The sequence below is a fragment of the Pseudomonas sp. S60 genome (assembly GCF_016647865.1).
Lineage (GTDB): Bacteria > Pseudomonadota > Gammaproteobacteria > Pseudomonadales > Pseudomonadaceae > Aquipseudomonas > Aquipseudomonas parafulva.
This window is the reverse complement of record NZ_JACVVH010000022.1, coordinates 26589-44690: the sequence shown is the minus strand read 5'-3', so window position 1 is coordinate 44690 and position 18102 is coordinate 26589. Positions and strand designations below refer to the sequence as shown.

Annotated in this window: 12 protein-coding genes and 1 pseudogene; 10 read left to right on the top strand and 3 right to left on the bottom strand. The window is 61.1% G+C overall.

Annotated features, from left to right (window positions below; translation table 11 throughout):
• Window positions 1–320 precede the first annotated feature (320 nt).
• Both IAE33_RS13050 and IAE33_RS13045 read left to right on the top strand, forming a co-directional pair.
• Complete coding sequence (locus IAE33_RS13050; protein WP_201163796.1) at window positions 321–584, top strand: accessory factor UbiK family protein; 264 nt, start codon at window positions 321–323, stop codon at window positions 582–584.
• Between the two features lie 26 nt (window positions 585–610).
• Entirely contained in the window at window positions 611–1039 is a 429-nt protein-coding gene (locus IAE33_RS13045) for a TOBE domain-containing protein (protein ID WP_028632927.1), read from the top strand.
• Here the strand turns inward: IAE33_RS13045 and IAE33_RS13040 are convergent.
• Complete coding sequence (locus tag IAE33_RS13040; protein WP_201163795.1) at window positions 1036–3063, bottom strand: DUF4034 domain-containing protein; 2028 nt, start codon at window positions 3061–3063, stop codon at window positions 1036–1038. The genes IAE33_RS13045 and IAE33_RS13040 overlap by 4 nt on opposite strands.
• An 885-nt stretch (window positions 3064–3948) precedes the next feature.
• On the opposite strand from IAE33_RS13040, the pseudogene IAE33_RS13035 reads away from it, so the two are divergent.
• From IAE33_RS13035 to IAE33_RS13010, 6 genes and pseudogenes are all read left to right on the top strand, one after another.
• A pseudogene (locus IAE33_RS13035) lies at window positions 3949–4800 on the top strand (magnesium chelatase domain-containing protein); the annotation flags it as partial.
• A gap of 210 nt (window positions 4801–5010) precedes the next feature.
• Window positions 5011–6183 (top strand): AAA family ATPase, encoded by a 1173-nt coding sequence (locus IAE33_RS13030; protein ID WP_201163794.1) that lies wholly within the window; start codon window positions 5011–5013, stop codon window positions 6181–6183.
• On the top strand, window positions 6180–8390 hold the full coding sequence (locus IAE33_RS13025) for a S8 family peptidase (RefSeq protein ID WP_201163793.1): 2211 nt from the start codon (window positions 6180–6182) through the stop codon (window positions 8388–8390). The genes IAE33_RS13030 and IAE33_RS13025 overlap by 4 nt, the downstream gene beginning before the upstream one ends.
• A 67-nt stretch (window positions 8391–8457) precedes the next feature.
• A complete protein-coding gene (locus IAE33_RS13020; RefSeq protein WP_201163792.1) occupies window positions 8458–9618 on the top strand; it encodes a S8 family peptidase in 1161 nt (386 codons plus the stop codon).
• Window positions 9619–10248: 630 nt separating this feature from the next.
• A complete protein-coding gene (locus IAE33_RS13015; protein ID WP_201163791.1) occupies window positions 10249–10542 on the top strand; it encodes a hypothetical protein in 294 nt (97 codons plus the stop codon).
• A gap of 231 nt (window positions 10543–10773) precedes the next feature.
• Complete coding sequence (locus tag IAE33_RS13010) at window positions 10774–12264, top strand: YifB family Mg chelatase-like AAA ATPase (RefSeq protein ID WP_201163790.1); 1491 nt, start codon at window positions 10774–10776, stop codon at window positions 12262–12264.
• Between the two features lie 343 nt (window positions 12265–12607).
• Here the strand turns inward: IAE33_RS13010 and amaA are convergent, their stop codons facing one another.
• Window positions 12608–13894, bottom strand: coding sequence for an L-pipecolate oxidase (amaA, locus tag IAE33_RS13005; RefSeq protein ID WP_201163789.1), 1287 nt, complete (start codon window positions 13892–13894; stop codon window positions 12608–12610).
• A 128-nt stretch (window positions 13895–14022) separates the two neighbouring features.
• On the bottom strand, window positions 14023–15513 hold the full coding sequence (gene amaB, locus IAE33_RS13000; RefSeq protein WP_201163788.1) for an L-piperidine-6-carboxylate dehydrogenase: 1491 nt from the start codon (window positions 15511–15513) through the stop codon (window positions 14023–14025).
• 134 nt (window positions 15514–15647) lie between these two features.
• Here amaB and IAE33_RS12995 point away from each other — a divergent pair, with 134 nt between their 5' ends.
• On the top strand, window positions 15648–16541 hold the full coding sequence (locus tag IAE33_RS12995) for a LysR family transcriptional regulator (protein ID WP_201163787.1): 894 nt from the start codon (window positions 15648–15650) through the stop codon (window positions 16539–16541).
• A 129-nt stretch (window positions 16542–16670) separates the two neighbouring features.
• The gene (gene hglS / locus IAE33_RS12990; protein ID WP_201163786.1) at window positions 16671–18065 is read left to right on the top strand and encodes a 2-oxoadipate dioxygenase/decarboxylase HglS; all 1395 of its coding nucleotides are present in this window, start codon (window positions 16671–16673) and stop codon (window positions 18063–18065) included.
• Window positions 18066–18102: the final 37 nt, after the last annotated feature.

Genomic DNA, 18102 nt, shown 5'->3' with positions numbered 1-18102 from the left:
ACCCGTCTCAAGTCTAAGCGCAGCGGTTGGCTTTGTAACGCGTCGTCGGCATGCGCGCCGCCTGGTCACAAGGAACTGCATCAGTGCATGGCTCGATCATGTCATTGCAGAAACCTTGCCAGGTCAGGCAAACCCAGGAAAAACAGCACGTTATGCCTCATGCCAGGCATTGGCCAGTCGCCAGCATGGGTGGCGCGCACCCTTTCGGTGCGCTTGGCGCCGGCTCGCTGCGCGAAAAATGTGCAGCCGCTGGGCGCGTCCGGCCGTTGAGGGCTGCGTGATACACTGGCTGCCATCATTCAATTGCAACGGACAGCCTCATGCTCGCGCCCAAAGCCCTCCTCGATGCCCTGAGCGATCAGGCCTCGCGCCTGTTCAACAGCGATACCAACCATCCCCGCGCCGAACTCGAAAGCCAGTTCAAGGTGCTCATGCAGGGTGCCTTCAGCAAGCTTGACCTGGTCAGCCGCGAAGAATTCGACAGCCAGATGGTGGTACTGGCCCGCACCCGGGCGCGTCTGGAGGCCCTTGAGCAACAGGTGAGCGAGCTGGAAGCAAGGCTGTCCCCGAACCGCCCCGATTAACCCGCCGCCCAAGGAGAGTCAACGCGATGAAAGTCAGTGCCCGCAATACGTTCGAAGGCAAAGTCAGCAGTGTTCAACCCGGTGCCGTCAACGCTGAAGTGGAACTTACCCTGGCCGGCGGCGAGAAACTGGTAGCGGTGGTCACCATGACCAGCCTGCACAACCTGAACATCAACGTCGGCAAGCAGGCCGTGGCACTGGTAAAAGCCCCTTGGGTGGTGCTGCTCACCGACGCGGCGGGTTACAAACTGTCGGCCCGCAACGCCCTTGAAGGTGAAGTGGTACGGGTGGGCGACGGTGCCGTGAATGCCGAGGTGGTGCTGAAGCTGTCCGGGGGCACCGAGGTGTATGCCATCGTGACCCGCGAAGCCGTGCAGGAACTGGGCCTGGCGCCAGGCGTGAAAGCGACCGCGTTGATCAAGGCATCGCACATCATCCTCGGCACCAAGCCCTAAAGTGGCTGGAAGGGCCGCTCAAGGCGCCTGGCGAAGGCGTGCGGGGCGGCCTTTGGGGGCAGCTCCCCGGGGCGCAGGTTGCCGCGGAACAGGGCCGCACCGCACTGAGTGAACAGGGTTTTTACCCGGTTGTTCGAATTGAGCACTTCGGCGTGGATGTGCTCGATCACGGAATCGCCCGGCTGCAGGGTGGCAGCATGGTTGACCCACTCGATGGCGGCATAGCGGCTTTGCCTGCGGGTGCCACGCCCCTGCATCCAGGCCAGGCCCAGTTCGGCACTGGCCCGGGCAGCGATCCACGGGTCCGGGTGTTCCACCAGGCTCAACAGGTAGGCCACCGCCTCGGCGCGTTCCCGTGCGTGGCCAAACTGGCGCAGCAGCATGCCAAGCCGGAGCCGTGCACAAGCGTTGGTTTGCGGGTGGCCCAACGCGTCGATCAACAACCGCCGCACACCCAGCATGGTAGTACGGTCACGCAGGTTCGCATCGCCACGCATGCGCAGGCAAGCCAGCCGGTACTTGGCTTGCCGGCTCCCGGCCTCAACCGCACGCTGTAACCAGCGCTCGGCCACTTCATCGTCCAGGTAATGTTCGGGGGTGTGGCCCAGGTCGCCGTGATGCAGCTCGAACATTGCCAACGCGGCGCCCCGCAGGTTCAGTTCGGCGCAGCGCTCCAGCAGGTAGCACGCCACTTCGTGCCGGTTTGCCGACCACAGCAGGCGCACCAGGTCGAGAAGCTCGAAGCCTGGTGCCTGGCCTGCACGCTGGCGCCTGACCGCGACCTGCAGCCAGTGCCGAGCCTGCTCGCCATTACGCGCCATCCCCCACAGGCCAAAACGATAGGCAGCAGCCCGCAAGGCGCAGGCAGCAGCATGGGAGCGCCCTTCACACAGGCGCAGCATGGCCGTGTGCAACAGGGCCTGCTCATTGGCCGCCCCGCTCGCCAGCGCAACCCGCACCAGGCGCTTGAATGGCTGGCCCAGCGCCTGAATGGCCCCAAGGTCAGCGTCACATGCCAGGCTCGCCACAAAATCGGCAAAGGCATCGCCACGTGCCGGTATGGCGCAGCTTCGCAGCGCGCCACGCCAGGCCAGCACCACGGCGTTATCCCTGGGCCTGAGCGGGCGCTTGGCCCAGGCATCGCATAATGCCTGGTAATCATCGACCGTTTGCGGCTGGTCGAAGGCCGGTAACACAAGCCGGTCTTCGATGGCCATCCAGCGCAGCGCGTTGCGCAGCGCCTCACTCCAGTTTTCGCACAGCGGCCCACTGGCCAGCAGCTCCACTGCCTGCAAGCTGCCCCCCCAACGGGGCAACAGGTACTGGGCATACGCCTGGACGGCCTCGAAGCAGCCGGGCCAGGCGGCCAGGGCATGGCGCATCCAGTAGTGGTGCGGAGCCTCCTGAGGCTCGTCGTTGCGCGGCTGCAAGCCAGCCGGCAGCACTTTCGGCAGCTCTGCCAGCGGCAATACGCCATGCCTGACCAGAAACGGCGCTGCTGCCTCCTGGACTTCAACATCGGCATTGGCGCTGGGCCTGAAGCGCGCGGGCTGGTGCTGGAACAACTCGATGAGCCAGCCTGGTTCACGGAAATGAGCGCTGATGTGCAGCATGCCGATAGCCGCCGTTGCGGGTTGACGGGAATGGGCCATTGCCCGCAACAGGTGCGCCGTCGCTGTCTCGCACATCTGCTCCACAGCCAGAAAGCGCGCCGCTGTGCGCGTGCCACTCTGGTCCACCTGGCGAGCCCTGTTGAAGCAGTGAAAACCCATGACTACCTGGGGGTGATAAGCCCTGGGGCAGGCATCGATCCAGGCCTTGAGGACTTGGCTCAACGCCCTGTCGCCCTGCTCGGGGGCGACCAGCATGTGCCCCTCGACAGCGGCCATGTAGGCGGGGAATTCACCCGGCAGGGCCTGGCGCCAACGCGCCTCCAGGCTGTCGAAAAACCGATTGAGTTCAACGAATGCACTGGCCTGAACCAGCTCGCGGATCGCCTCCCGCGTGTGGGTGAGCGTTTGCACAGAGCAATACCTCAAGTCCATTTCAAGGTAGAAGCGGTGCCATCCAATGGCATCGACGGTTTGCCCAGCAACAGTAAGCCAAAGCAGCCGAGCGCGCAAAATAATTGGATCCACTTGTAGGTTAAAGCGTGCAGGTGCAAATGGCTTTCAGGCTTGGAAAGCCTGATGCGCGGGAATGCTAATACGGCTAGCGGGCGGCGTTAATGCCCTTGTCTACGTGAGTCTAGAAAAGAAGTCACGGGATTCGTCGACCCTGGAGTGGGCATGGAGTGGCGTGATCTGGTCTGCGTTCACATAGGTGTTGACCAGATTGAGTGGAACTGGCGCTCTGATCGTGCTTTTACCCGAGCCATTTGGTCCCGCGAACACGCGGAACCTAGGCGTTGGCACTGGAGTTCACTCGGCGGACCTGAATTGCTTCCCCAACGCTAACTTTGCGGCGAGGCTTAACATTCCCTACAACGGTCACAGAGCCATCCGCCTTCGACTCTACAAGGTAGCAGCCCTGAACGTTCACGACGGTGTGCCCGGCTGCGAGCGCTCTCATATAGGCCGTACGCGTCGCACCTGCAGCAACTGAAGGAATCTCAGCCTCAAGGTTCCGAATCTCGTCCTCGGTGAGGCGCTTTTCACTCGGCATACCCTACTCCTGATTAGAATGGATGGAGACCGCTGCATGTCAGCCAGCTCGCGCCACCGGACCGCGATCACCTCACCGCTTGAATATCTAGCCCCGTGCCACGCTTTAGTACCACATATTCCTTCACAGCCCGCCACTAGCGGCCGAAAAACCCTGACGCACACTTGTAGAACGCGCCCCTGCCTCACGCTCTATGCTTGCCCCAAGCCGCAGGAAGCGGCCCTTGCAGCGACCACGGAGCGTACATGTCCTTAGCACTCGTCCACAGCCGCGCCCAGGTTGGCGTGCAGGCCCCCGCCGTCAGTGTCGAAACCCACCTGGCCAACGGCCTGCCGCACCTTACCCTGGTGGGCCTGCCGGAAACCACCGTGAAAGAAAGCAAAGACCGGGTGCGCAGTGCCATCGTCAACTCAGGCTTGAACTACCCTGCCCGGCGCATCACCCAAAACCTGGCCCCGGCCGATCTGCCCAAGGACGGTGGCCGCTACGACCTGGCCATCGCACTGGGCATCCTCGCCGCCGACGGCCAACTGCCTGCCACCATGCTGGCGGATATGGAGTGCCTGGGCGAGCTGGCACTGTCGGGGGCATTGCGAGCGGTTCAAGGGGTGCTGCCTGCGGCGCTGGCCGCGCGCGAAGCTGGCCGGGCGTTGGTGGTGCCGCGGGAAAATGCCGAGGAAGCCAGCCTGGCCAGTGGCCTGGTGGTGTATGCGGTCGGCCACCTGCTGGAACTGGTCGCTCACCTGAACGGCCAGGTGCCACTGCCGCCCTATGCCGCCAACGGCCTGGTACTCAACCCTCGGCCTTACCCCGACCTGAGCGAGGTACAGGGGCAGTTGGCCGCCAAGCGCGCACTGTTGCTGGCGGCTGCCGGAGCGCACAACCTGCTGTTCACGGGGCCGCCCGGTACGGGCAAGACACTGCTCGCCAGCCGCCTGCCGGGGCTGTTGCCGCCGCTGGATGAACACGAAGCGCTGGAGGTAGCTGCCATCCAGTCAGTCAGCGGCCATGCGCCACTGAGCAGCTGGCCACAACGGCCCTTCCGCCACCCGCACCACTCCGCTTCAGGGCCTGCGCTGGTAGGTGGCAGCTGCAGGTTATCGAATCAAATACGAAAAAATCGAAATAGATGCGACTGGTTGATCTGGCCACCTTTCGCTAAATCAATGGCTAGGGCCCTGCCGGTCGTCGGCACCCTGCAATTCAGGGCCGATCCGGCTATTGCCAATAGGACAATACCGCGCAATCTGCTACCATCTAGTCCACTCAATGCATGGCCGCAAAGGCCCTAAAATCAGACTAATCAGATGAAAACGGACGAGTTGACCAAAGTAAAATCAGATTTAGTCCAGGTAGCCAGGCTGGCCCTCAGCGAAAAAAGCGAGGATGTACGGCTCTTCGTTGCACGCCTTGTCAGACAGTACCGTGGAATGGAACCAGAGCTGGCTGATCAACTGGAAACCTTTCTTCGCACCATCGCACCCAGCGGTAATGGCCACCTTATGCGCCGAGAAGCCCCATCGAAAATCGAAGGGGGCGTATTGCCTGTAGACGATGAGTCGAAGCTATCGCTCCTCAAGGTCTTCAATGATGGACCCGAGTTTCCGGCGCCTATGCTGGACAAGGTTGTGCAAACCAGCCTCGCGCAGCTGATTAAAGAGAGAAAGCAGACCAATAAACTGCTTTCTCTGGGCTTGCAACCCACTAGATCATCGGTATTTGTGGGCGCTCCAGGAGTAGGGAAAACCATCACTGCGCGGTGGATAGCAGCCCAACTTGGCGTGCCGCTATTTGTGCTTGATCTGACTGCGGTCATGAGCAGCCTCCTTGGCAAAAGCGGTGCGAACCTCAGAGCCGCCCTTGATTACGCCAAGCGAACGCCATCGGTTTTGTTCCTCGATGAAATTGATGCGATTGCGAAACGGCGTAGCGACGATAGCGACATCGGCGAATTGAAGCGCCTAGTCACCGTCATTCTTCAAGAGGTTGATGACTGGCCTTCATCGAGCCTGCTGCTTGCAGCAACGAATCACCCTGAGCTCATTGACCCCGCTCTATGGCGCAGATTTGACCTGGTGATTGAGTTCAAAACGCCTGATGCGGAGGCGGTGGCTGTGGCGATCAAGCGCTTCCTAGGGACGGATCTTCCGCGTTTTGAAAAATGGATAGGGGTACTTTCGTATGCCTTCCAGAAACATTCTTTCAGTGATATTGAGCGTGATATGCAGCGCTTTCGTCGGTCCCTGGCGTTAGGCAGCAGTAATGCCGAGAAGCTGGTTGAGGACATCGTACGCTTGAAGACGCCGCATCTGGAACGCGCGGAACAGATCGAGTTCGCCCTACTACTTGATAACGAAACATCTCTCTCGCAACGCGCTATCCACGACATAACTGGCGTGAGCCGGGACACGATTCGCAAGCACCGCTCTGTTGCTTCAACTCCTCTTAAACGATCATCACGGACGAGTACCACTACATGAGCCAAACAAACTTCCTCATAGGTCGGGGTGAGCTCCTGACACAAAGTATTAAGGGTGTCGGTAGGAAAATTGATAAGGCCGATGCGTACACCTTCCAGCGAGCGAAGGAACGACTTTCTGAGCAAGCGAACGAAGCAGCAGCATCGCTCGACAAACTTTCTCCGGCCGCATGCCCTCAGGATTTCGGTGTTGCTAGGCTAGTACTGAATCCGAGCTATATCGCCAAGTCCCTTTACCCGGCCAACATGTTGCGGGCGGTGGGCCTTGAGTCTATCGGAAGCCGGAAGGTCAAGATCACTCCTGAAAGCTGGACGAGGAAGACAGCACCAAAAGAAACGACGACCACCGAGATTTTTGTCGCTGGTAAACGCAGAGCCTTTAGGGCCTTCAGTCAGTGGATGGAAACCGTCGAGCGCGAGTCAGGTGAAGCTCTCGAGCTAACCAGGATCGAAAGCATCCTCGCTTTTGAGCCTGAAGGTCGGATCGTGAACCCTGGCTCAGCCCAAGACACGTATTTCGAATGCGGCCTACACATGCTGCCCGACCAAGACAGCACCTTCATTCAGCAGGCATTCATAGCGTTTGCTACTGAGCGAAGTGTAACCGTTCATAGCGATCTGGGATTCGAAGTAGGGAACCTGTGGTTCGTTCCAGTGCAAGGGGAGCAAGCAAGCACACTGTTGCTGGCAGAGTTCGTCTTCCTGCGAGTGATTAGGCCCGTCCCCAAGATGCGGGGATTGTTGCCGACCACAAAGCGTAGCGGGCCGGCTGTTGGGTGCACGCTTCCTAAACAAGCACCGTTGTCTTCTGATCCACGGGTTGCGATTCTTGATGCGGGGCTTCCGCAGGAGCACTCCATCGGCAGGTGGCTGAAAAGCTATCGAGTCCTTGATGAAAAGGCAGGTGACGATCCAGAAGGACCGGAACATGGCCTGGCAGCCACTTCAGCATTTCTCTTTGGCCCGATCGAGCCCGAAGGTAGCGCAAATCGGCCCTACTCATTCGTGGATCATCTGCGCGTCCTAGATGAGGGAGCCAGCCTCGAAAATCCGTTGGAGCTGTATCGCACGCTGGGTCATGTCGAGGAAGTCCTACTATCTCGACAGTACGAGTTCATCAATCTGAGTATCGGCCCCGATGTCGCTATCGAAGACGATGATGTTCACGCATGGACCTCAGTGATTGATCACCTGCTAAGCGATGGCAGTACGTTCATGACCATCGCCGCAGGGAACAACGGCACTCGCGACTCAATAGTCCAATTGGATAGGGTGCTGGTACCCTCAGACTGCGTTAACGCGGTCACTGTAGGCGCTGCCAACTGCACCAGTGATGCTTGGGCACGGGCTTCGTACAGCGCACGCGGTCCGGGACGTAGCCCCGGCGTCATCAAACCAGACCTCATGGCTTTCGGGGGCGGGAAACAATACTTCCACACGCTTGTTCCAGGCATCAAACCGACCCTAGTCCCACTGCTAGGAACCAGTTTCGCAGCGCCTTACGTACTTCGCGCGGCAGTGGGTGTACGGGCTATTTTGGGGCCGGACTTGTCGCCGCTCGCGATCAAGGCATTACTGATCCATGCAGCTGATCGCAATGGCCACGATACGATCGATGTAGGCTGGGGAAAAATCCCTGAAGACCTCATGCAGGTGATCACTTGCCCATCAGGTGTAGCCCGCATCGTGTATCAAGGAGAGCTGAAGCCTGGTAAATATATCCGGGCACCCATTCCCCTTCCTCTGGAAGCGCTCACAGGCAAAGTGAAAGTCAAAGCCACCTTCTCATTCGCCTCGACAACGGACCCTCAAGATTCCGCCTCGTATACGCGAGCCGGGCTTGAAGTGACCTTCCGCCCCCACAAGGACAAGATCGAAGAAGGTGCAGCCAATGCCAAGTCTAAGGCGTTCTTTCAAAAAAGGACGTTTGCGACGGAGGAAGAGCTACGCTCAGATGCTGGGAAGTGGGAGACAGTACTTCACGACTCCAAGTCGATGTATGGCTCAAGCCTGAAGGATGCAACCTTCGATATCCATTACAACGCACGGCACAAAGGCGGTACGGCAGATAAGGCGGAGAAGATCAGGTACGCTATGATCATCACCTTGGAAGCACCCAAGCACCCCAACCTGTTTACTGAAATTCTAGAGGCCTACTCAGCCCTGGTTGAAATACAGCCACAGGTTGCGCTGCCAGTCAGGGTATAAGCGCTCATCTCGGGAGCTTCATGCTCCACCACTGCTTAATGCCCAATGTGCTTTGCAAGGAAAGCAAATGGATAAGTACATCATCCTGAAAAGGCCGCTCTCTTCCGCTAGCTCGATGAAACGAAGCGTGACAGAGACCGGTAGCGAGAGACCATCGCTCGTCACCGAGCGTTTGCAGCATCACGAAGCCGCGGAATTAGGTAGAGATCCTGAAATTCTCGCGATCTCGAGACCTATGAAAACCAAGCTTATCAGTCCGCTGAATTCGGCTGCAGAACCTGAAGACGCGGGTGATGCATGGGGCGTTGCAGCGGTTAACGCACATCTTTCCCCCTACACCGGCGCTGGCGTCAGAGTGGCTGTGCTCGACACTGGCATCGATCGTACCCATCCAGCGTTCGCAGGTGTTGAGTTGCAGGAGCAAGATTTTACCGGCGAGGGAAACGGCGACTGGGACGGGCATGGCACTCATTGCGCAGGAACTATCTTCGGCCGGAATGTCGATGGCCGTCGCATTGGCATTGCGCGAGGAGTGAAGAATGCTCTCATCGCGAAAGTGATTGGAGAGCACAACGCGGACTCTGACATCCTCTTCCAAGGAATGTATTGGGCGCTGGCCCAACGAGCTAATATCATTTCAATGTCCCTCGGCTTCGATTTTCCAGGAGAAGTCGAAGAGAAAATCAATAAAGGCTGGCCAGCCGACCTCGCCACTTCCGAAGCACTTGATGTATTTTGTGGAAACCTGCGGCTGTTCGATTCGTTGATGGATGTGTTTAAAAGCCACTCAGTTTTCAATGCCACACCCCTCGTCATCGCCGCCGCCGGCAACGAGAGCCGGCGCGCCATCAACAACGATTACCGGATCTCAGCTTCGCTCCCTGCATCCGCTGAAGGTGTACTGTCAGTAGCTGCCGCAGCATATCCCAACCCCTTGCACACCATTGCAGACTTCTCCAATAGCTTGCCTCACTTGACGGCTCCTGGTGTCAATGTGATGTCGGCATGGCCGGGCGGTAGCCTTAAGTCAATGGGCGGAACGAGCATGGCTTGCCCTCACGTGGCGGGGGTTGCCGCACTGTGGTGGGAGCATCTGCGGGACCTCCGCTCATCTCAGCTCTCCCAAGCCGTTGCCTCCAACTTGGTTGCTAGCGCTCGTAGGGACTGCTTCAGTCCGGAGTTTAATGCGAGCGACTTTGGCCACGGCTTAGTAAGCTCCCCTATTTAACCATTGGCATTCCATCTGGCGCTTCCTACGCATGCTGAATGCGACCCAGACTATAGTCAATGTCCAAATGGCTGGGTCGCTAGATGGATCAAGTCCATCCCTCTTAATAAAACTCAACTGATAAATTTTACACATGCCTTTAGAAAACCACATAATTACGGCCAGAGAAGCCTGGGAAATGCGCTCGGAAAACTCAACAAATGGCGAGCAGAGAATGACCTGCCTGGGCAGTTGACTAAGTTGGCGCTACGCAACAGCCTCGACTCCTGACTTATCAGAGCACAAATCATCACAGCACTGCCCACCACGCGAAAATTTCAGCAACGTCCTACTTCCTTGCAAGTCATCTCCGACGTGAACTCATAACCTGAGGATTTATCCTACGCGCGGTGTCGAAGCCCGTCTGATTGCCCGGGGAAGGCCTGCTCTCTAGGCTGGCCAGGTCGCTGTCAGTTCAGCGATCGGGTGTGGAAACCCGTCTCGGTTGGAGGTGCTGTCGTCAATGGCAGTTGTGCGCGGGAGGCCGTATGGCCTGCCGGGTTGCCTCTCACCGGTTTTCCACCCCGCGTACAACTGCCACCCTTCGCGTGGAAACGAAAGGTTGCAGTACAACCATGAGAGCTTACTGCAATGAAAAAAATCGTTCCTGATCCACCCTTACCCGACACCACCCAACGAGCCTTCAGCCGCTGCGACGCCGGCCACCCGCCCCTGTTTAGCGTTAACCCAAACATCTCCGCCCACGATGCTCTGGTGCATGTCGCGCAGTATTTGCGAGGTGCCTACGATTGTGGCTACAAAGCGTTGGAACATTTGGACGAAACGGGGAAGAGCCTGTTTTGGGCCAACCTGAACGCAGTCGAAATGGCAGAAGGCTTGGTCGAAGCATTGCTGGATGGTATTGAATCGCAACCGCCACTTTAAGGGGTTATTCAGCTTCCCCAGCGGAGTGACACCTTCAGCCTGTTTTAACCTTTTCGCGGGTACATCAGTGCGATTCGCCCGCTAAAGGCTTCCAAGTTAAAACGTGCTAGCCCAAACGGCTTCCAGGTTTGGAAAAACCCTGACGCACACTTGTAGAACGCGCCTCTGCCTCACGCTCTATGCTTGCCCCAGGCCGCAGGAAGCGGCCCTTGCAGCGACCACGGAGCGTCCATGTCCTTAGCACTCGTCCACAGCCGCGCCCAGGTTGGCGTGCAGGCCCCCGCCGTCAGCGTCGAAACCCACCTGGCCAACGGCCTGCCGCACCTCACCCTGGTGGGCCTGCCGGAAACCACCGTGAAAGAAAGCAAAGACCGGGTTCGCAGTGCCATCGTCAACTCAGGCTTGAACTACCCTGCCCGGCGCATCACCCAAAACCTGGCCCCGGCCGACCTGCCCAAGGACGGTGGCCGCTACGACCTGGCCATCGCACTGGGCATCCTCGCCGCCGACGGGCAACTGCCTGCGGCCATGCTGGCGGATATGGAGTGCCTGGGCGAGCTGGCACTGTCTGGGGCATTGCGAGCGGTTCAAGGGGTGCTGCCTGCGGCGCTGGCCGCGCGCGAAGCTGGCCGGGCGTTGGTGGTGCCGCGGGAAAATGCCGAGGAAGCCAGCCTGGCCAGTGGCCTGGTGGTGTATGCGGTCGGCCACCTGCTGGAACTGGTCGCTCACCTGAACGGCCAGGTGCCGTTGCCTCCCTATGCCGCCAACGGCCTGGTATTCAACCCTCGGCCTTACCCCGACCTGAGCGAGGTACAGGGGCAGTTGGCCGCCAAGCGCGCACTGTTGCTGGCGGCTGCCGGAGCGCACAACCTGCTGTTCACGGGGCCGCCCGGTACGGGCAAGACACTGCTCGCCAGCCGCCTGCCGGGGCTGTTGCCGCCGCTGGATGAACACGAAGCGCTGGAGGTGGCTGCCATCCAGTCGGTCAGCGGCCATGCGCCACTGAGCAGCTGGCCACAACGGCCCTTCCGCCACCCGCACCACTCCGCTTCAGGGCCTGCGCTGGTAGGTGGCAGCAGCCGCCCTCAACCGGGGGAAATCACCCTCGCCCACCACGGCGTGTTGTTTCTAGACGAGCTGCCGGAGTTTGAACGGCGGGTGCTGGAGGTGCTGCGTGAGCCGCTGGAGTCGGGCGAGATCGTTATCGCCAGGGCCCGGGACAAGGTGCGCTTCCCTGCCCGTTTCCAGCTGGTTGCTGCCATGAACCCGTGCCCATGCGGCTACCTGGGCGACCCCACAGGCCGCTGCCGTTGCAGCACTGAGCAAATCGCGCGCTATCGCAACAAGTTGTCGGGGCCACTGCTCGACCGCATCGACCTGCACCTGACCGTAGCCCGTGAAAGCACTACGCTGAACAGTCAGCCTTGTGGTGAAACCAGCGCGACGGTCGCCGCCAAGGTGGCGCAGGCGCGTGACGTCCAGCAACGGCGGCAAGGCTGTGCAAACGCGTTTCTGGACCTGGATGGGCTACGCCAACATTGCACCCTTGCTGCGGCCGACCAGGCATGGCTGGAAGTCGCCTGCGAGCGGCTTACCCTGTCATTGCGTGCCGCGCACCGGTTGCTGAAAGTGTCGCGCACCTTGGCCGACCTCGACCAGTGCCCGGCCATTGGCAGGGCACACCTGGCCGAGGCGCTGCAGTACCGACCGGGAAACAGTTAGGCATACCCCCTCTCCGCCAACATGTTTGTGCACCTTTGGTGCGCGAACGCCTTGGTGCATGGCGCGATATCGTGTCGTACAAACCAGGCGGTCGCGTGGGTCTGCCACAGGCGTTACTGGCCCGAAACAAGCGTAGGAGCGAGCGCAGCTCGCGATGCGCCGCGCGGGCGGCGCTCGGTCTCACAGGCGCAGCCTCTGTCGCGGCGAACACCTGGCAGCCCTCACGCGCCCTCAAACCGGCCCTTTCGCCGAACAATACGGTGGGACTGGAAGGCGTTCACCAGCGCACTTGCACTACCTGTCGCAGATATACCAAGCCGATTCGCCCGCTAAAGGCCAACCCTTACAACACCACCCGCAAACACTGCCCCGCGTGATACAGCGAGAACCCGGACTCATAGAACGCTGTGCGCAACGAAGGCGCACTCACCCCCTTCATTGGTGAAAACGGTATCGGCAGGCTGCCCGCCTCGCCCTTCAGCAGAAACTCGGCAAAGGCGCGGCCAATCACGGTACCGGTGGTATTGCCCCGGCCGTTGTAGCCGGTCACCGCCACCAGGCCCGGCGCCGGTTCGAACAGGCGCATCAGGTGGTCGGGGGTGAAGTCGATACAGCCGGTCCAGTGCATTTCCCACTCCACCTTGCCCAGCCCAGGGTAGTAGTGGCCCTGGATCCGGTCAGCCCAACTACGCACAAACCACGCCGGTTTGTTGTCGACCCGCCCAAGGCTACCGAGCAGCAGGCGGCCCTGGTCGTCGCGGCGGATGCTGCTGAGCACAGTGCGGGTATCCCAGGAGCCTTGCCCATACGGCAAGACCTTGTCGGCGGCTTCGCCCTGCAGCGGCTTGGAGGCAACCTGATAGTAGTAACCGCGGAAGAACTGCTTCTGCAGGTTGCTCCAGTCACCTTCGGTATAGGCGCCCGTGGAAATCACCACCTTGCCCGCGCGCACCGAGCCGCGCGCTGTCCTTACCCGCCAGGCATCGCCATCACGCTCAAGGCCTTCGACAGAAGACTGCTGGAACAGCTTGCCGCCCAGGCGCACCACGGCAGCGGCCAGGCCCTGGGTGTAGCCCATGGGGTTGATGGTGCCGGCGCGGCGGTCGAGCAGCGCAGCGGCAATTTTGTCGGTGCCGCAATACGCCTGGCACTGAGCGCCGGTCAGCAGCTCCACGTCGGCACCGCGGCGGCGCCATTGCTGGTGGCGGGCCTCAAGGTCGGCGATGCCGGTGGCGTTGTGCGCCATGTGCAGCGTGCCTTTGTGCTGGGCCTGGCAGTCGATGCCCAGGCGCTCGATCATGGCGAATACTTCGCCGGGGGCATCGCCGAGCACCTTGTTCAGGCGGCTGCCCTGTTTCTGGCCCAGGGTGGCCTCGACGTCGTCGGGGCGGATCCAGGTGCCGGCGTTGACCAGGCCGACGTTGCGCCCTGAGCCACCGTGGCCCACTTTCCAGGCCTCCAGCACGATCACTGACTTACCCTGTTCGAGCAAGTGAATGGCCGCCGACAGCCCGGTGATGCCACCACCGATCACGCAAACATCAGCCTTGTGCTCACCTGCCAGGGCCTGGGCGGCGACGGCCGGTTTGCTGACGGATTCCCACAAGCATTGTTGATGCAGTTCGGACATGGCCCGGCTCCAGCATTGTTGTTCTTGTTGGGGCTGCTTTACAGCCCATTCGCGGGCAGCAGAGATGCTGCAGGGGCGCGCTTGCCCGCGATACGGGGGCCAAGCCCCCGCCACGCTGCATCACAGCCTCAGTCGAACACAATCCCCTGGGCCAACGGCAATTCGCGGGAATAGTTGACCGTGTTGGTCTGGCGACGCATGTAGCCCTTCCAGGCATCAGAACCCGATTCACGCCCGCCACCGGTTTCCTTCTCGCCACCAAATGCACCGCCAATTTCAGCGCCACTGGTACCGATGTTGACGTTGGCGATGCCGCAGTCGCTGCCCGAGGCACTCTGGAAGCGTTCGGCTTCACGGATATCCGTCGTGAAAATGCACGACGAAAGGCCCTGTGGCACTTCGTTGTTCAAGCGCAGGGCCTCTTCGAAGTCGTCATAGGCAAGCACGTAGAGGATCGGGGCGAAGGTTTCGTGGCGCACCACGTCGCTTTGCGCCGGCATTTCGGCAATGGCAGGCGACACGTAGTAGGCGTTCGGGTACTGGTCGGCCAGTTGGCGCTCGCCACCAAACATCTGGCCACCCTCGTCGCGAGCCTTGGCCAGCGCGCCCTGCATGGCGTCGAACGACAGCTTGTCGATCAGCGGGCCGACCAGGTTGTCCTTGCGCGGGTCGCCGATGCGCACCTTGCCGTAGGCGGCTTTGACGCGGGCAACCACTTCGTCCTTGATCGAGCGGTGCACGATCAGGCGGCGCAGGGTGGTGCAACGCTGGCCAGCAGTGCCCACAGCGGAGAACAGAATACCGCGCACCGCCAGGTCCAGGTCGGCGCTCGGGGCCAGGATCATGGCGTTGTTGCCACCCAGCTCGAGAATGCTGCGGCCAAAACGGGCCGCCACACGCGGGCCCACTTCACGCCCCATGCGCGTACTGCCGGTGGCGCTGACCAGCGGCACACGCGGGTCGTCGACCATGGCCTCGCCAGCCTCACGGCCACCGATCACCAACTGGGCCAGGCCTGACGGGGCGTCGCCAAAGGCCTTCAGGGCTTTGTCGAACAATGCCTGGCACGCCAGGGCAGTGAGCGGAGTTTTCTCGGACGGCTTCCACAGCACGGCATTACCCGCCACCAGGGCCAGGGCCGTGTTCCAGGCCCATACGGCGACGGGGAAGTTGAAGGCACTGATTACCCCTACCACGCCCAGCGGGTGCCAGGTTTCGCGCATGTGGTGGCCCGGGCGCTCGGAGGCGATGGTCAGGCCGTACAGCTGGCGCGACAGGCCCACGGCGAAGTCGCAGATGTCGATCATTTCCTGCACTTCGCCCAGGCCTTCCTGGGTAATCTTGCCCGCTTCAATCGATACCAGCTCACCCAGGTCGGCCTTGTGCTCGCGCAGCACTTCGCCAAACAGCCGCACCAGCTCGCCACGGCGTGGGGCCGGGACGCTGCGCCAGGCTTCGAAGGCACGCTGGGCATGATCGATGCAGGCCACGGTCTCGGCCTTGCCGAGCAGTTTCACCGAAGCGATCTGGCTGCCATCGATGGGCGTGTAAACAGGGTAATCGCCCTGGGTATGAGCCTCGGCGGCAACCCCCAGGCGCTTGAGCAGTGCGGCAACCATTGGTGTACTCCTACATCGGATGACAGGTTGGAAAATGATGTGGATCAGTATTAATCCGATCACTTCGGTGCAACAAACGACCTTTATTCCGCATATCATTCCCCCAGGTAATGATCTGAGCCACTGAGAACGCTATGTCAAAACGCCTGGTGCCTTCCATGACCGCCCTGCAGTGCTTCGAAGCTGCAGCCCGTCACCTCAGCTTCACCCGCGCTGCCGAAGAGCTGCACCTGACCCAGAGTGCAGTCAGCAAACAGGTGGCGCAGCTCGAAGACCTGTTGCGCCACCACCTGTTCCTGCGCATCCGCCGGCGCCTGCAGCTCACGCCGGCGGGCAGCCTTTACCTGGCCGAAGTGAACAAGATTCTTACCCAGGTGGATATGTCCAGCCGCTACGTGCTCACCTATGGCGAGCAGACCGAAATATTGAAGGTAGCCACTCAACCGAGTTTTGGCGTGCGTTGGCTCATCCCTCACCTCAAGGGCTTTGGCAAAAGGCACAGCAACATCCACCTGGACATCCGCAACGAAATGGAACCGTTCGCCCTGTTGCAGGGCTCGGCGGACGTGGTGTTCTTCTACGGCCAGGGCACGTGGCCGGGGGCCACCTGCGTGGAGCTGTTCCGCGAAGAGGTGGTGCCGGTGTGTGCGCCTGAACTGCTGGCCGGCCGCACACTTGAGCACGCGGCGCAGCTTGCGGACCTGGTGCTGCTGCAGAGCACTTCGCGGCCCGAGGCCTGGCACGAATGGTTCGACGAGTTGGGCCTGCAAAGTGTAAGTGCCTACCACGGCCCGCGTTTCGACACGTTCTACATGGCATTGAGCGCAGCGCAGGCAGGGTGTGGGGTGGCGCTGGTGCCGCGATACCTGGCAGCCAAGGAACTGGCCGAAGGTAGCCTGGTAGTGCCGTGGCGCCATGCCATGCGCAGCACGGGGGCACACTACCTGGCGTATGCCGAGCATGCCGCAGAGGTGCCCAAGGTGCGGGCGTTGGTGGAGTGGATTGGCGAGCAGCTTCAGGCTTGCTGAGTGATTGAAGACAAGCTCGCGCCACCAGGTCGATCAAAAAAGGAATGACCCATTCACTTTTTTTCGCTTGTGAGCGCGGTACATTCCCAGCTTTCATGTAAGTGTCCAAACCCAACCAGGAAGCTAGCGATGCCCGCCCACGATTTCGTCAGCCCCGACAGCATCCGCGCGCAGTTCTCTGCCGCCATGTCGCTCATGTACAAACAGGAAGTGCCGCTGTACGGCACGCTGCTGGCGTTGGTGAGCGAAATCAACCAGCAGGTCATGGCCCAACAGCCAGACGTGGCGCAGGCCCTGCGCTGGACGGGGGAAATCGAGCGGCTGGACCATGAACGCCATGGTGCCATCCGGGTGGGTACGGCCGAGGAGCTGGCGACCATCGCCCGCCTTTTTGCGGTCATGGGCATGCAGCCGGTGGGCTACTACGACCTCAGCAGTGCCGGGGTGCCCGTGCACTCCACCGCGTTCCGTGCCGTGCATGAGCAGTCTCTGCACGTCAGCCCGTTCCGCGTTTTCACTTCGCTGCTGCGCCTGGAGCTGATCGACAACCTGCAGTTGCGCGAAATGGCCCAGGGTATCCTGGCCAAACGCCAGATCTTCACCCCTCGCGCACTCCAGCTGATCGAGCAGCATGAACGCGATGGCGGCCTGAACACCGCAGATGCCCAGGCTTTCGTACAGGAAGCCCTGCACACCTTCCGCTGGCACCGGGACGCCACCGTCACCGCCGAACAGTACCAGCAGTTGCACGACCAGCACCGCCTGATTGCCGATGTGGTGGCGTTCAAGGGCCCGCATATCAACCACCTCACCCCGCGCACCCTGGACATCGATGCCATCCAGCTCGGCATGCCGGCCAAGGGCATCACGCCCAAGGCGGTGGTCGAAGGCCCCCCGCCCCGCCGCCACCCGATTCTGCTGCGCCAGACCAGCTTCAAGGCCCTGCAGGAAAAGGTCGCATTCAGCGGCCAGCACGGTAGCGAAGGCAGCCACACCGCGCGCTTTGGGGAAATCGAGCAACGTGGCGCGGCGCTGACGCCGAAGGGGCGCCAGCTCTACGACAAGCTGCTCGACGCCACCCGCGCCGCACTGGGTGGCGCCCCCGCCGAGGCCAATGCCGCGCAATACATGGCAATGCTTACCGACACCTTCGCCGCCTTCCCGGACGACCTGGCGCAGATGCGTGAGCAGGGCCTGGCGTACTTCCGCTACTTCGCTACCGAGAAAGGCCTGGCTGCGCGCGATCAACAAGGCAGGCCCACTACCCTGCAAGGGCTGATCGACGCAGGCCACGTGCATTTCGAGGCACTGGTGTACGAGGATTTCCTGCCCGTAAGCGCCGCCGGGATCTTCCAGTCCAACCTGGGCGACGATGCCCAGGCCGAGTACGGCAGCAACGCCAACCGTGCGGCCTTCGAAGCAGCGCTGGGGTTGCAGGTGCAGGATGAGCTGGCGCTGTACGCGCAAAGCGAGCGCCGCTCGCTGCAGGCGTGTGCGCAGGCGCTGAGCCTGGCATCGCTGTAAGGCAGCAGATCGAAGGGGGCGCCTGGGGCGCCCCACC